Raw genomic sequence first — 13,626 nt, 5'->3', positions numbered from 1 at the left:
GACGAGTCGATGTCTGGACTGCTCGTCTTCGCAGAGGAGCAGGAACGGTTCGGGGTCTTCCAATTCACCACGGCGCACCTGATCTCGCTCGGATGCGTCAGCTCCGAGCTGCATCCTGGCAAGCGCGGTTTCCGCGTCTATCCCGCATGGTGCACCGACCTGAATCCTCAAGCGTCACGCACTCAGCGYGCGCAGGGGGCTGCGTTCTCCGAGCTTTCTCCGAGTAACGCGTCGCCGACCGTAACTGAAAACGATCGTGCCCTTCAACGGCGCCCGTAAGCCGGTGGTTCAGCGGACGCCCTGGTGACCGCAGGGATTCTTCACCGGGCAGGGGTCCGGCTCAGTAGAGTGGAACGCATGAGTCTTGAATGGGAACAAGTAATTGTCGATTCGGCACGACCGGCCGAGCTTGGACTTTGGTGGGCCAAAGCTTTGGGTTGGGTCGTGACTTTGGAAGCTGACGATGAGTTCGAAATTCGTTCTGCACCGGACCGGTTGCCAGGGTTGGTCTTCGTGCCGGTGGCAGATTCGAAGGTAACAAAGAATCGTCTTCACCTCGATTTTCGGCCGGACGATCCAGCGGCCGAGGTCGAGCGGATGGTCGCTCTGGGTGCCCGCAGGGTCGATGTTGGTCAAGGCGAGCGGCCGTGGACTGTACTTGAGGATCCAGAAGGCAACGAGTTCTGCGTTCTGGGAGCCCGAAATAAGGCCAGTACCGACAGTTGAAAGTTCGGACAGACCACGGGGGCGCCCGTCAGCGGATCCCTTGGCGGGCACTTGGTCGTGGACAGCCAGCGGATGCTCCGAAGTACGAACATCGACCGCGCGTAGGCGCCTAACGGCATCTCGTGGAGTATAGGCTACATGCCATGATGACCAACGAGCGCCTCAAGCCACTGCTCGAGCAGTACGACTGGGCGACGGAACGACTTCTCACTCGCCTCGCCGGGCCCACCAGCAACTCGGGTGATGACAGCGATGTCGACGTACCGGTACTGACGGACGCCGAGTACCTCTGGGAACCGGTCGACGCGTGCTGGTCTGTACGGAGGCGCGCCGATGGGCCCGGACCGGGCGCCATCAAGCTCATCGGCGCGGGTGAGTGGGGGCGAGACGGCGCCCCCGAAAGTCCGTGGCCTCCGCCCCTCACGACGATCGCCTGGCGGCTTGACCACATCTCCGAAACGCTGTTGGGCCGATCCAACCACCTCGGGGGCGACCGAACGTTCGATCGAGCGACGTACGAATCACGACCAGATGCAGCCGGCGCTATCGAGAGGTTCCGTCAGGCCGCAGCCGACTGGCGCCGGGTACTACTCAGTGTCGATGAGTCCGACTATGACCGGACCGGGCTAAGCAGCTACCCATACGGCAGCGATGCCGAGGAGACGTTTCCGTCGATCGTGTGGTGGGAGAACCAGGAGATCCTGCACCACGGAGCCGAGATCGCGCTGCTCCGCGACCTCTACGTTCACCACGCTCAGTAGCGGCGAGCGCGCACCGCGGACAGCTCAGCTGGCGGAGTCTCTACGAAGTCGGCAATTCCATGAATGTGTCCCGCGTCATAATTTAACGTCATCTCGTGCACGAGATGATAAAGAGGATTACGTCCGCATCGGTGCATAGTGCCCGCAAGCCGGTCGATCACCGTGCCCAGGAAACTTGCCGCACGTCCCTTGCAGTTACTGGCCTAGGCCATGTACGTAAGACCCGCACGATCAAATGCACGGTGACGGGGGGATTACTGCAACCCTGTTCCTCATGACTGGAATGAAGATCGGTTACGCCAGAGTCTCGACAAACGACCAAGACCTAACCGGCCAACGAAACGCTCTCCTTGCCCTTGGTGTTGAAGAGAAGCAGATCTTCGTCGATCACGGACTGACGGGATCTAACCGGGTTCGCCCTGGACTCCGTGAAGCGATGGCGGCATGCCGAGCCGGCGGTACGCTGGTGGTGACCAAGCTGGACCGTTTGGCGCGTTCCCTTTCCGATGCCCGGGGTATAGCTGACGAGCTGACGGCCAAAGGGGTAGTCCTCAGTCTCGGCGGCAGCACCCACGATCCGACTGACCCCGTAGGCCGGCTGCTGTTCAACGTCCTGAATGGTGGCCGAGTTTGAGGCAGATCTGATCCGGGCGCGTAGATGACGGCGCCGGGCTTGGATGCCTGACTGGTCTGCTGGCTCTTGATGTCAGCGATGATGCTGTTGATGAGGAGCCCGATGTCGTTGTACGGGGTAGCCGGGGGATTCCCTGGCACGCTCCAGGTGGTGACGTCGTAGACGGTGGTCAAAGCTGGTTCTCCTCACATCGTTGGGGGACTGAACGTTTGGGTGCTTCTAGAGGACACCGATCAGGTGACGGTGCCCCAACGGCCGCTGGCCGGCGTCAGGCGTTGCGGCCATCTGTGTGGGTGCTGCGGTGGCGGGGCTGCCGGTGGATGCCATGGCGAAGGCGGTGCCTGCTACTGCTACGGACACCGTGAAGGCCCGCAGCACGCTCCTGCGGCTGACGTCCGGGATGGGTTTCATCTGTTCTCCTTTGAATTGGTGACGAGAGGACCCTAGGGTCCCCAACCGGGCGTGCGAAGGTTGGAAAAGGGCCCGAACGCCAGGGTGGTCTTCGGGGCGCACAATATGCGGCATTTTGCCAAAATCTGCCAAAACGATTTGCCCATCGGCTGTGGGCTACGGTATGGCGGCTGCCATAGCGTCGTCAAGGGTCCGCAGGATTTCGATGTGATGCTTGACACGCATCCGTCGCCGCCCCTAATGTGATGCCAAGTCGATTTGGCAAAACGGTTTTTCACTGAGACTTGAAGTTTCCCAGCTCCACCCCAACCGTAGATTCCGCTCAAAAGAAAGGGAGTCGACAGCGATGTCCTCTCGAATCACGATTTCCCGGATCGCCGCCCTTGGCGGGCTGTCCACCGCGGTGCTCCTGGCAGCAACCGCCTGCGGGGCGGGGGGCCCGGCTGCGACGTCGGGTAGCGCCGCGAGCACCGTCAACGTCCTCGTCGAGGCCGGTGGCCACGCCGAACTGACAGGCGTCGCCGAACAGTGCACGAAAGATACAGGCATCAACGTCAACTTCGTCGAACTTCCTTACGACGGCATGTTCAACAGGCTCTCCAGCGAGTTCTCCTCCGGCAACGTCTCCTTCGACGTCGCCGCGCTGGACTCCGTCTGGCTTCCCAGCTTCAAGGACGCCGTCCAGCCCATCGACGAGCTCTTCACCGACGAGGCGAAGAAGGACATCTTCCCCGCGCTCGTGAAGGAAGCGAACGTGGACGGGCACTTTATCGGCATGCCGGCCTGGACCAACTCCGAAATCATCCTGTACCGCAAGGACCTCTTCGAGGACGCCAAGAACAAGACCGACTTCAAGGCCAAGTTCGGTTACGACCTCGCCGCTCCGACTACGTGGAAGCAATACCAGGACATCTCCGAATTCTTCACCAAGGACGGCATGTACGGCACAGACGTGAAGGGCGGCGTCGAAACCGAATGGCTGGCCCATGTCCTCCAGGCCGGTTCCCCGATGGTCCTCGATGCGAACAACAACGTTGTGATCGACAACGCCGCGCACAAGGACGCGCTCGACTTCTACACCAGCCTGGTCAAGTCCGCCCCTCCCGGCGCCGCTCAGGTCGACTGGGCAGCAGCGCAGAACCTGTTCAACCAGGGCAAGACCGCGATGACCCGGTTCTGGGCCCACGCCTACCGCCAGATCCCCAAGGATTCCCCGGTCGCGGGCAAGGTCGGCGCCGCTCCGATGATCGGCGGCTCCGCCGGTGTTGCCGGTGTTCCCGGCCCCTGGTACCTCTCTGTGCCCAAGGCAACCAAGAACAGCGACGCTGCCAAGAAGTTCGTCAAGTGCGCCTATGACCATAACGACCTGGGCATCGAATCCAGCCTCGGCCTGGCCTCCCGCATCTCGGCCTTCGAGAAGTACCAGGACAAGCCCGGCTACGAGAGCTTCAAGCCGCTTATCGAGACCCTCAAGGGCCAGGCAACGGCCACGCGCCCTGCCACTGCCAAATGGCAGCAGATAGTGGACACCGTCTTGGTTCCCATGCTGCAAAAGGCCGTAGCCGGCGGCGACTCCGCAACTCTCCTGGCCGACGCGAAAAAGCAGATCCAGGACCTCCTCAAGTAAGACTCCGCGGCCGGCACCGAAACACTAGTGCCGGCCGCGGCCCCAACCATCGGAAGAGAAAACCGTGCGTATCTCCGATCGCCGCTTCGCCCTGTACCTCATGGCGCCGGCGGCCCTGTTCCTGACAGTATTTGTGGCCTACCCGCTGTTCCGCCTCGTGGCAGACAGCCTCTTCAAGATCTCCCCGATCGCCGGGGGCCCCCGCGACTTCGTCGGCCTGGACAACTACATCCGCGCCTTCGCCTCCGAAGCATTCATGGGCGCCGGCTGGCGCACCCTGGCCTACACCCTCGTGGTGGTCGCCCTTGAGTTCGCCCTCGGGCTGGGAATGGCCCTTCTGTTCACGGCCCTTGGCCGGAAATCCGAGGTCTGGCGGACGGTGTTCCTTTACCCGCTGATGATCGCGCCCATCGTCGCCGGCCTGCTGTGGAAATTCCTGATGATCGACAACTTCGGGCTCATCGGCACCCTCCTGCACCAGGCGGGAATCCTGCAGAACCCCAACCAGATCGGCTGGCTCTCCAACCCGGACATCGTGCTGTTTTCCGTGGCCGTCCCGGATATCTGGCTTACCACCTCCTTCATGTGCCTCATTCTCTTCGCCGGCCTCCAGAACATCCCCGGCGACCTCATCGAGGCGGCCCGGCTCGACGGCGCCAAGGCCCCAACCCTGCTCTGCAGCATCATCCTGCCGCTCCTGCGCCCAGTCATCGCAGTGGCATTGGTTGTGCGCGGCATCGACGCAGCCAGGGCCTTTGACACCATCCTGATCCAGACCAACGGCGGCCCGCAGTCCGCCTCCGAAACCATGAGCCTGCTGATCTACCGCACCATGATCCGCTTCGGCGATCCAGGACTGGCCAGCGCCATGGGCACCATCTACCTGCTGGCCATGCTCGGCGTCGCGTTCTTCGCCGTCGCGACCATCTGGCGCCCAGGGAAGGACAACTGATGAGCACCGCCGAAACCCCCATCAACGACAGTTTTGCCGCTGAGGCGGTGGCCTACCGCCCCCGGCCCGCAGGCGCCGTCTCGGCCATCCCGGCCACCGGCACCAAGGCGTCCGGTGCCACTGCCGGTGCTGCCCCCACCGGAGCCCTGACGGTCGAGCCGGCGACGCCCACTTCGGCAGTCTCGGGCACGGGTCGTCCCCGCCGTAGAAATCACCACGCCGAAGGCCTGGAAGCCGGCAGACGCAGCACCCGCACCCTGCTGTGGATCATCCTTGCAGCGGCGATGGTCCTCTACGGATTCCCGTTCCTCTACCTGCTGTTCACTTCCTTCAAGGCGCCGATCGACACCATCGCGGTGCCGCCCACCATCCTTCCCAAGGAATGGACGCTGGAGAACTACACCAACGCCCTGGGCCGCAGCGGAGTTCTGGCCTCGTTCATCAACAGCGCCCAGACCGCCATCATCAGCACCCTGCTGTCCCTGGTCCTGGCGGTTCCCGCGGCGTACGGGATCACCCGCTACAAGACACCGAGTGGCCGGGTGTTCATCATGGCCGCACTGGTCACACGGATGGTCCCGCCGGTCGCCATCGGCATCCCGTTGGCATCGATGATGTCCTCTGCGGGACTCGCGGACACCCCGATCGCGCTGTCCATCGCGCACACCACCATCTCGCTGCCACTGTCCATCTGGCTCATGTCCAGCTTCTTCGAGGCAGTTCCCAATGACCTTGAAGAGGCGGCCACAGTGGACGGGTGCAGCAGGCTCGGCGCCCTCTGGCGGGTGGTCATCCCGGTGGTCTCCGGCGGCATCGCAGTCACCGCGATCTTCGCCTTCCTGGCCTCCTGGAACGAGTTCCTCTTCGCCCTCCTGATGACCGCGGTCCGTTCCCAGACCACCCCCGTGGTTATCGCGAATTTCCAGACCCAGTTCGGACTCGACTGGGGATCCATGACGGCGCTGGCCGCCGTCTACTCGATTCCGGTCATCCTCCTCACACTTCTCCTGCAGCGCAAGATCGTCGCAGGCATGACGCTCGGCGCCGTCAAGGGCTGAGAAACCACAGCACAAAGGGAAGAACCTATGTCAAGCAACAACTGCTACGACGTGACTACGTGGCCCGTCGGCAATCCGTCCGAGGACGTCGGTGAAGTAATCAACAGCATCATCGCTGACATCAAAGACCGGCAGACGGTCACCGATGCGAATAACGGAGGAAAGCCAGGCGCGGTGATCTACATTCCGCCCGGGGACTACCACCTTCGTACGCAGGTGGTGATCGACGTCAGCTTCCTCAGGATCCATGGGTCGGGACACGGCTTTACGTCGTCGAGCATCCGGTTCAACGTTCCCGAAGACGAATGGCCCGACTTGCATGAGCTGTGGCCCGGAGGGAGTCGCATTCTCGTCGACATTCCCCTCGGCGGAGACGGGGAGGAATCCAAGGGAGCCGCCTTCTACGTTGAGCGAAGCGGGAGTCCGCGGATCAGCTCGGTCGAGTTCTCCAACTTCTGCATCGACGGGTTGCACTTCAACTCGGACGGCTCGGGGATGCATCCGGAGAACACCTACGTCAACGGCAAGACCGGTATCTATGTCGCGAACGCCAATGACTCATTCCGCGTAACCGGCATGGGGTTCGTCTACCTTGAAAACGCCCTCACCATCTACAACGCGGACGCTCTTTCCGTTCACGACAACTTCATCGCTGAATGCGGAAGCTGCATCGAGCTGCGCGGGTGGGGACAGGCATCAAAGATCACCGACAACCTGGTCGGAGCAGGCTTCAAGGGTCACTCGATCTACGCCGAGAACCACGGCGGGCTCCTGATAACCGCGAACAACGTCTTCCCCCGCGGGGCGAGCAGCGTCCATCTCAACGGCGTCACGCGTTCAAGCATCACCAACAACCGTTTGCATTCGTTCTACCCTGGGATGCTGATTCTCGAAGCGAATAGTTCGGAAAACCTCGTGGCCACGAACCACTTCCTGCGTGACCATGAGCCCTGGACGCCCTTCCTGGGAGTCGACAACGGACTGAATGACCTCAACGGACTTCTCTGTGTCAGCGGCAGCAACAACTCTGTCGTCGGCAACCACTTCTCCCAGATCATCGACTCACAGAGCATCCGGCCGACAGGTGCGACGCCTGTCATCATCCGGCTGATGGCGGGGGTTGGCAACTTCGTCTCCAACAACCACGTGGTGGCGATGGACGTTCACTCCAAGTCAAGTGACTCCTGCTTCTCGGCTCAGGTGGACGCTCTGTTGACGACCGAGGCTTCGGACGGCCTCGCCGTTACGGCCGTCATGGTCGATTCCGAATCAGCGCGGAATACGATCCTTGATTCCGGAAGTGACGCCCAAGTTATCGCAGACAGGGCTGTTAACGCCTTTAGGGCCACACCCACGATCGGTGTCGAGGCGGCACATGCACTTGTGGACCAGTATCCGGCTCAGGCCCGGCGAGACCCCCGGGGATCGCCATCCGGCCCCTGGGACGAATAAAACGCACTAAGCAATTACCCGGACGTAGAATCAGCATCAACATAAGGACGTGGGAGACAAATGAACAAGTCGGTTGGCATCAAGGACGTGGCAGCCGCAGCCGGCGTCTCTGTCACGACGGTCTCCCACGTCCTCAATGACGTTGCCTACGCCCGGGTGGGGGTGGAGACGAGGGAACGGGTCCACGAAGCGGCCCAACGGCTGGGTTACGGGCCCAACCGGCTCGCCCAGGCCCTGCGCACCCAACGCTCCGGGATGATCGGGTTCATCAGCGAGGAAATCGCCACCACCCCCCACGCAGGCAGGATCATCCTCGGGGCCGAGGAAACGGCGCGGGCCCGCGGATACAACATCATGATCATCAACTCCACCAGCACCAGCTCCCAGGATTCCAGGGAAAGTGATGTGGCGGATCTGCTGGACCGGCAGGTAGACGGCATTCTGTACGCCACGATGTATCACCGCAAACTGGCCGTCCCCAAGAACCTCGTCGGACTCCCGGCAGTCCTGGTGGACTCCGAAGACATCAGCCAAACTGTTTCCTCCGTTATCCCCGACGAAATCGGYGGTGCACGGTCAGCCGTGCAAACCCTGATCGACGCCGGGCACACCCGGATCGGCATGCTCAACAACACCGACGACGTGCCAGCAACTCACTCCCGGCTCAGGGCCTTCAAGGACACGCTGGCAGATGCCGGGCTGCCGTTCCACGCAGAACTGGTCCAGTCCGAGCGCTCGGAAGTTTCCGGGGGTTACCAGGCGGCGCTGCGMCTCCTGAAACCCCCGAACCGGCCCACGGCCGTGTTCTGCTACAACGACCGCATGGCCATGGGGGCGTACCGGGCCGCCGGTGAACTTGGTCTTAGGATTCCGGACGACATTTCCTTCGTCGGTTTCGACAACCAACAACTCATCGCCGAAAACCTCTACCCCGCACTGACAACCGTCGCCCTGCCCCACTACGAAATGGGCGCATGGGCAACCGAAAACCTGATCGACGCCATCGAGGGAAAAACCGACCTGCACCTGTTCGCCGCTCACCCGACCACTCTTGCCTGTCCCATGGTCCTTCGCGATTCCGTCGCCTCCCCAAAACATACGGACGCTGCCAGCAGAGCGGCACCGGACTCGTCTACACACGCCAACACCTGACCTCGAGCGCGTCCAGTAAAAGACGCGCACAACCCTCCAAGGACCTCAAATGCACAGCACCCCAGTTCCCCCCTGCCCTGAAACGGATGTCGTCGTCGTCGGCGAGGCCATAATCGACATCATTGACACCGCCGCAGGGCCCATCGAGTTTCCAGGCGGATCGGGTATGAACGTCGCGTTCGGACTCGGTCGGCTAGGCGTCAGCACCGCATTCCTCACCGCGCTGGGCAGAGATGAACGCAGCAAGAGCATCCAACGGCACCTGGCCACCGCAGGAGTACGCCTGCTTCCGGGAGCCGAACACCTCAACCGCACATCCACTGCCCGGGCGCTTCTGGACAGCAGTGGTTCCGCAGAGTACGAATTCGACTTCGAATGGAACCTCCCCCAAATCAGCCCCACGTTCCTCCCGAAGGTGCTGCACACGGGGTCACTGGCCTCCTTCATGGAACCCGGAGCAACCCAAGTCCGGTCCTTGCTGGAACTGTTCTCCCGCCGCTGCTTGATCACGTACGACCCCAACATCCGCCCGACACTGCTCCACAGCCACGCTGAAGCGCTCAGGACCTTCGAACACACAGTTGCCCTGGCTACGGTCGTGAAGCTCAGTACGGACGATGCCCAGTGGCTCTACCCCGGCACGTCCCCTCACGACATCGCGCGGCGGCTGCTTGATCTCGGGACAGAACTGGCAATCATCACGGATGGCGCATCCGGATCCTATCTGCGGTCGAATGCCGCCGAGATCGAAGTGCCGGCCTCGCCAGTGGTCGTCAAAGACACTGTCGGCGCAGGCGACTCTTACATGTCATCGCTTATCGAGGGCCTCATCGAGGACCCCGAGGACGATTTCGGCTACGGCAAACTCACCCGCCTGGGAACAGCCGCCTCGCTCGCTGCGGCCATAACCGTCGGACGGCACGGAGCGAACCCGCCAACACGGGCAGAACTGACCCGATCCCTGGAACTGGCCCAAACCTCCCGAAAGAACTGCCATGACTGAAACAACAACGCACCCTGCCGGCCCCGCCGAAGACACCGCCCCCAACATCCGGCCGATACTTCACTACACAGCCAAGAACACGTGGCTGAACGACCCCAACGGACTCGTGTGGCACCAGGGCGTCTACCACCTCTTCTACCAAAACAACCCCTTCGACAACGTCTGGGGCAACATGTCCTGGGGACACGCCACCTCAACCGACCTTCTGCACTGGACCGAACACCCGGTTGCCATCGCCTGCGACGAGGAAGAAGACGTCTTTTCCGGCAGTATCGTGGTGGACCACGGCAATACCTCGGGATTCGGCACCGTGGAAGATCCGGCACTCGTGGCCATCTACACGAGCGCCTTCAAGGAAKGCTCGGTGCACCAGGGGACCCAAGCACAGTCTCTCGCGTTCTCCACGGACACCGGCATGACGTGGAGCAAATACGCTGGCAACCCGGTKCTTGGCCGCGGCTCGGCCCATTTCCGGGACCCCAAGGTGTTCCGCTACGAGGTACCGGCCGGTTCCTGCTGGGTCATGGTGGCGGTGGAGGCCCAGCACCAGCAGGTTGTGCTGTACCGCTCGGCCAACCTCAAGGACTGGGAATACCTGAGCACCTTCGGCCCCGCAAACGCCACAGGAGGCGAATGGGAATGCCCCGACCTGTTCCCGCTCCCCGTCGACGGAGACCCGGACAACGTCAAGTGGGTCTTGGTGGTCAATATCAACCCGGGTGCCGTGGCCGGCGGCTCCGGAGGGCAGTACTTCGTCGGCGACTTCGATGGGGTGCAGTTCACCGCCGACTCTGATTCACTTGTTCCAGCGGATGCCGACGGGACCACGGATCTCAGATACTGCCTGTGGCTCGACTGGGGACGTGACTACTATGCCGCTGTCTCCTTCAGCAACGCCCCGGAGAACCGCCGCATCATGATCGGCTGGATGAACAACTGGGACTATGCCAACTCTTTGCCCACGTCCCCGTGGCGCTCCGGGATGTCGCTTGCCCGCGAGGTCGAACTCGGGACGGTCGACGGTTTGCCGCGCCTGGTGCAGCGCCCGGTGCTGCCGTTGGACTGTGGGGAGCCGGCCGGCACCATCCACGACCTGAAACTTCACGACTCCCTGGTGCAACTGCCCGCCGCGGCGCCCGGATCAGCCCAGCTGATCGAGGCCGAGATCCTGCCCGGCACGGCCCGGACCGTTGCTTTCAGGCTTCTCGGCGGATCGGGCGGGAGCGCCGCAACGGTTCTCAGCTTCGATGCCGCTACGAGCCGGCTCACCCTGGATCGCCGCAACTCCGGAAACACCGCCTTCCACGGAAAGTTCGCCTCGGCGGAGTCAGCGCCCATGAAGCTCGACGACGGTGTACTAAGGCTCAGCGTCGTCGTCGACCAGTGCTCGGTGGAGGTCTTCGCCCAAGACGGCAGGGTGGTCCTGAGCGATCTGGTCTTCCCCCTGTCCGGGAACCTGGGCACCGACGTGTGCGTGGAGGGCGGCACGGCCATTGTTCGGAGACTGGCCGTCACGGCCTTGTCCTAATGACAGCCCCGCACTGCAGTGCACTGGTTCGCCACTGAGGACCGAGGACCAGAAGTCCGCAAGTGCGGCCGGGCTTTGGCAATCCACTGGGACCTCATCTACTCGTCCAATCATTTTCTGAGCCTACTGTTGCCCTGGAAAGTCCGGTGCCGAGGGCATGGGGACGTCCCGGCCCCCACCCCGGAGAGGTACTTCCACAGGCCGGCCCGGATCGGGTCGTACAGTGGTCGGATCGGGCCGGATTCCGCACGTTTCCGCGGGAGTCCAGTGTTTGCCAGGGAGGGAATGCAGTTCGAGTCCCACCTCGGGCACAGCAACCCCCTCGTCAGAGGGGTTTTTGCTTTAACGGGTGTACGTCGACCGGAGTGGGTCCCTCTGACGCTTGTCGCGGCTGGTGCATGGCCGCCGCGGTGACCTGTTCGGTTATTTGGGTGGCGGGTTCAGAGCCGTGGCTGGTGAGTCCTCCGCCTGCTGGGAAGTGGGGTCATCCGGGTCTCCTTTCTGGCTGGTTGTGCTGGGCGTGGTTGGTCCTGTACCTATTCATGTCGCGCGGTCCTGCTGACGACATGACCTGCAGGGATTTCTTGAAGATTTTTTCTCCGGACTCCTTGTTTTTCGGCGGCGTGGGGGAGAGCTGGCCGCCTCGACCTCCCACAACGGAAGATCCGGGGACGCCGGGGCATAAGGGTGCCACAGGCGTGCGCGGTCTCGCCGGATCAGGCCCATCTGCGCCGAACCCTGCGTCATCGGACCAGAACCCCGTGGCGGGAGCACTCCGCGCTCCAGCCCGACAGTGTGACCTGGACCTTCATCCGCCGCCCGCAGGCGGCGCAATAACGCGGGGGTTCCAGTACCAGGAGTTCCCGGCAGGGAAGGTGAGGGTCCGACGGCGGCCGGGGGCCGCCGTCGTCCGGCTCGCCGCAGTGGCCGCAAAAGTTAGGGGTGGAGTCGGTGGTTGAGCTCGCTGCATCGCCGGTGGTTGAGCTCGTCGAAGCCCGGTTCATAGTGTCTTCTGGAGTTCCTTGATGGGCATGTTCAGCTCGACCAGCAGGTTCAGGTCAGCGTCCGCGGGACGGCCCAGGGTGGTGAGGTAGTTGCCGACGATGACGGCGTTGATGCCGCCCATGAGGCCTTCGCGGGTGCCGAGGTCCCCGAGGGTCAGTTCCCGGCCGCCGGCGTAGCGCAGCACGGTGCGGGGCATCGCCAGGCGGAACGCGGCGATCGCCCGGAGGGCGTCCTTGCCGTCCATGATGCCCTGGTTTTCCAGCGGTGTCCCGGGCCGGGGGTTCAGGAAGTTCAGCGGGACCTCATGCGGTTCCAGGGCTGCCAGCTGGGCGGCGAGTTCTGCGCGCTGCTCGATGGATTCGCCCATACCAATGAGGGCACCGCAGCACAGTTCCATCCCGGCGGCCTTGACCATGTTGCAGGTCTCAAGCCGTTCTTCGTAGCTGTGGGTGGTGACTACCTCGGGGAAGTAGCTGCGTGCGGTTTCGAGGTTGTGGTTGTAGCGGTGCACGCCCCATTCTTTGAGCTGGTCGACCTGGCGCTGAGTGAGCATGCCCAGCGAGCAGGCGATGTTGATCTCCACTTCTTCGTTGATGCGGTCGATTGCGAATTTGATCTGGTTCATCAGTTTGATGTCGGGTCCGCGGACCGCCGCCACGATGCAGAACTCGGTGGCTCCGGTGGCGGCCGTTTCCTTGGCCGCCTTGACCAGTTCCGGGATGTCCAGCCACACGCCGCGTACGGGGGAGTCGAACAGGCCGGACTGGCTGCAGAAGTGGCAGTCCTCGGGACAGCCGCCGGTCTTGATGGAGACGATGCCCTCAACCTCCACGTCCTCGCCGCAATGCCTGAGCCTGACCTCATGGGCCAGCTGCAGCGCCGCCGGAAGGGCAACATCGGGCAGGCGCAAAACCTCCACCAGCTGCTCCTGCGTCAGCCCGCGTCCTTCCTCGAGGACCTGCCGGCGGGCGGTTTCGAGAATCTCATACCCGGTGGTCGCCGGATCTTCCTGCATCGTCATTGATCGTCCTTTGCGCTGATTAGCTGCGGATATTCCTCCAAGCAGACGCTAGTTTTCCAATGGCGGCAGGATTTTGTCGGGTGTCTACAAGCAGGCGGCTGCCGGATTGGTCCCGATCGTATATTTCATAAGTCGGCGTGCACCCGTGGGTTTGTTCCGACCCCAGACAGCTTGAGGAGCTCTTGCGCTTCATTCGTGACGGTGACACCCTGGGCGTGCACAGCATGGACCGGCTCGCCCGGAACCTGGACGACCTGCGGTCCCTGGTGCAGAAGCTCACCCGGAAGGGTGTCAGG

At 62.8% G+C, this 13,626-nt stretch carries 13 protein-coding genes and 2 pseudogenes; 12 read left to right on the top strand and 3 right to left on the bottom strand.

Going from position 1 to position 13,626, the window contains the following annotated elements; all coding sequences use genetic code 11:
• The 4 genes and pseudogenes from AC1D1S_RS13660 to AC1D1S_RS13645 form a co-directional block, all read left to right on the top strand.
• On the top strand, positions 1-279 hold a 279-nt coding region (locus tag AC1D1S_RS13660; RefSeq protein ID WP_476994706.1), incomplete at its 5' end, for a MepB family protein.
• A 78-nt stretch (positions 280-357) separates the two neighbouring features.
• Positions 358-726 (top strand): VOC family protein, encoded by a 369-nt coding sequence (locus AC1D1S_RS13655; protein WP_476946639.1) that lies wholly within the window; start codon positions 358-360, stop codon positions 724-726.
• Between the two features lie 122 nt (positions 727-848).
• Positions 849-1,487 carry a DinB family protein gene (locus AC1D1S_RS13650; protein WP_243178505.1) on the top strand — a complete coding sequence of 213 codons (639 nt, stop codon included), beginning with the start codon at positions 849-851 and terminating at the stop codon, positions 1,485-1,487.
• Between the two features lie 274 nt (positions 1,488-1,761).
• Positions 1,762-2,143 (top strand): annotated as a pseudogene (locus AC1D1S_RS13645) (recombinase family protein); the annotation flags it as partial.
• A 197-nt stretch (positions 2,144-2,340) separates the two neighbouring features.
• Here the strand turns inward: AC1D1S_RS13645 and AC1D1S_RS13640 are convergent.
• Positions 2,341-2,532 carry a hypothetical protein gene (locus AC1D1S_RS13640; RefSeq protein ID WP_243178504.1) on the bottom strand — a complete coding sequence of 64 codons (192 nt, stop codon included), beginning with the start codon at positions 2,530-2,532 and terminating at the stop codon, positions 2,341-2,343.
• A gap of 346 nt (positions 2,533-2,878) precedes the next feature.
• Here AC1D1S_RS13640 and AC1D1S_RS13635 point away from each other — a divergent pair, with 346 nt between their 5' ends.
• The 7 genes from AC1D1S_RS13635 (at position 2,879) to AC1D1S_RS13605 (ending at position 11,304) form a co-directional block, all read left to right on the top strand.
• The gene (locus tag AC1D1S_RS13635; protein WP_243178502.1) at positions 2,879-4,159 is read left to right on the top strand and encodes an ABC transporter substrate-binding protein; all 1,281 of its coding nucleotides are present in this window, start codon (positions 2,879-2,881) and stop codon (positions 4,157-4,159) included.
• Positions 4,160-4,223: 64 nt separating this feature from the next.
• Positions 4,224-5,111 (top strand): carbohydrate ABC transporter permease, encoded by an 888-nt coding sequence (locus AC1D1S_RS13630; protein WP_243178500.1) that lies wholly within the window; start codon positions 4,224-4,226, stop codon positions 5,109-5,111.
• Between the two features lie 227 nt (positions 5,112-5,338).
• A complete protein-coding gene (locus AC1D1S_RS13625) occupies positions 5,339-6,169 on the top strand; it encodes a carbohydrate ABC transporter permease (RefSeq protein WP_308197232.1) in 831 nt (276 codons plus the stop codon).
• Between the two features lie 27 nt (positions 6,170-6,196).
• Complete coding sequence (locus AC1D1S_RS13620) at positions 6,197-7,621, top strand: right-handed parallel beta-helix repeat-containing protein (protein ID WP_243178499.1); 1,425 nt, start codon at positions 6,197-6,199, stop codon at positions 7,619-7,621.
• Positions 7,622-7,681: 60 nt separating this feature from the next.
• The gene (locus AC1D1S_RS13615) at positions 7,682-8,773 is read left to right on the top strand and encodes a LacI family DNA-binding transcriptional regulator (RefSeq protein ID WP_476994705.1); all 1,092 of its coding nucleotides are present in this window, start codon (positions 7,682-7,684) and stop codon (positions 8,771-8,773) included.
• A gap of 49 nt (positions 8,774-8,822) precedes the next feature.
• Positions 8,823-9,776 carry a carbohydrate kinase family protein gene (locus AC1D1S_RS13610; RefSeq protein ID WP_476994704.1) on the top strand — a complete coding sequence of 318 codons (954 nt, stop codon included), beginning with the start codon at positions 8,823-8,825 and terminating at the stop codon, positions 9,774-9,776.
• On the top strand, positions 9,769-11,304 hold the full coding sequence (locus AC1D1S_RS13605) for a glycoside hydrolase family 32 protein (protein WP_476994703.1): 1,536 nt from the start codon (positions 9,769-9,771) through the stop codon (positions 11,302-11,304). The genes AC1D1S_RS13610 and AC1D1S_RS13605 overlap by 8 nt, the downstream gene beginning before the upstream one ends.
• A gap of 743 nt (positions 11,305-12,047) precedes the next feature.
• On the opposite strand, the gene bsaP is transcribed toward AC1D1S_RS13605, so the two are convergent.
• Positions 12,048-12,308 (bottom strand): biotin synthase auxiliary protein BsaP, encoded by a 261-nt coding sequence (bsaP, locus tag AC1D1S_RS13600; RefSeq protein WP_476994702.1) that lies wholly within the window; start codon positions 12,306-12,308, stop codon positions 12,048-12,050.
• The gene (gene bioB / locus AC1D1S_RS13595) at positions 12,305-13,330 is read right to left on the bottom strand and encodes a biotin synthase BioB (RefSeq protein ID WP_243178495.1); all 1,026 of its coding nucleotides are present in this window, start codon (positions 13,328-13,330) and stop codon (positions 12,305-12,307) included. Before bioB ends, bsaP begins: the two co-directional genes overlap by 4 nt.
• Before the next feature lie 167 nt (positions 13,331-13,497).
• On the opposite strand from bioB, the pseudogene AC1D1S_RS13590 reads away from it, so the two are divergent.
• A pseudogene (locus AC1D1S_RS13590) lies at positions 13,498-13,626 on the top strand (recombinase family protein); the annotation flags it as partial.

Source organism: Arthrobacter sp. P1_A5, from assembly GCF_056406825.1.
The sequence above is the reverse complement of the archived record's forward strand: the minus strand, read 5'-3'. Positions and strand labels throughout refer to the sequence as shown.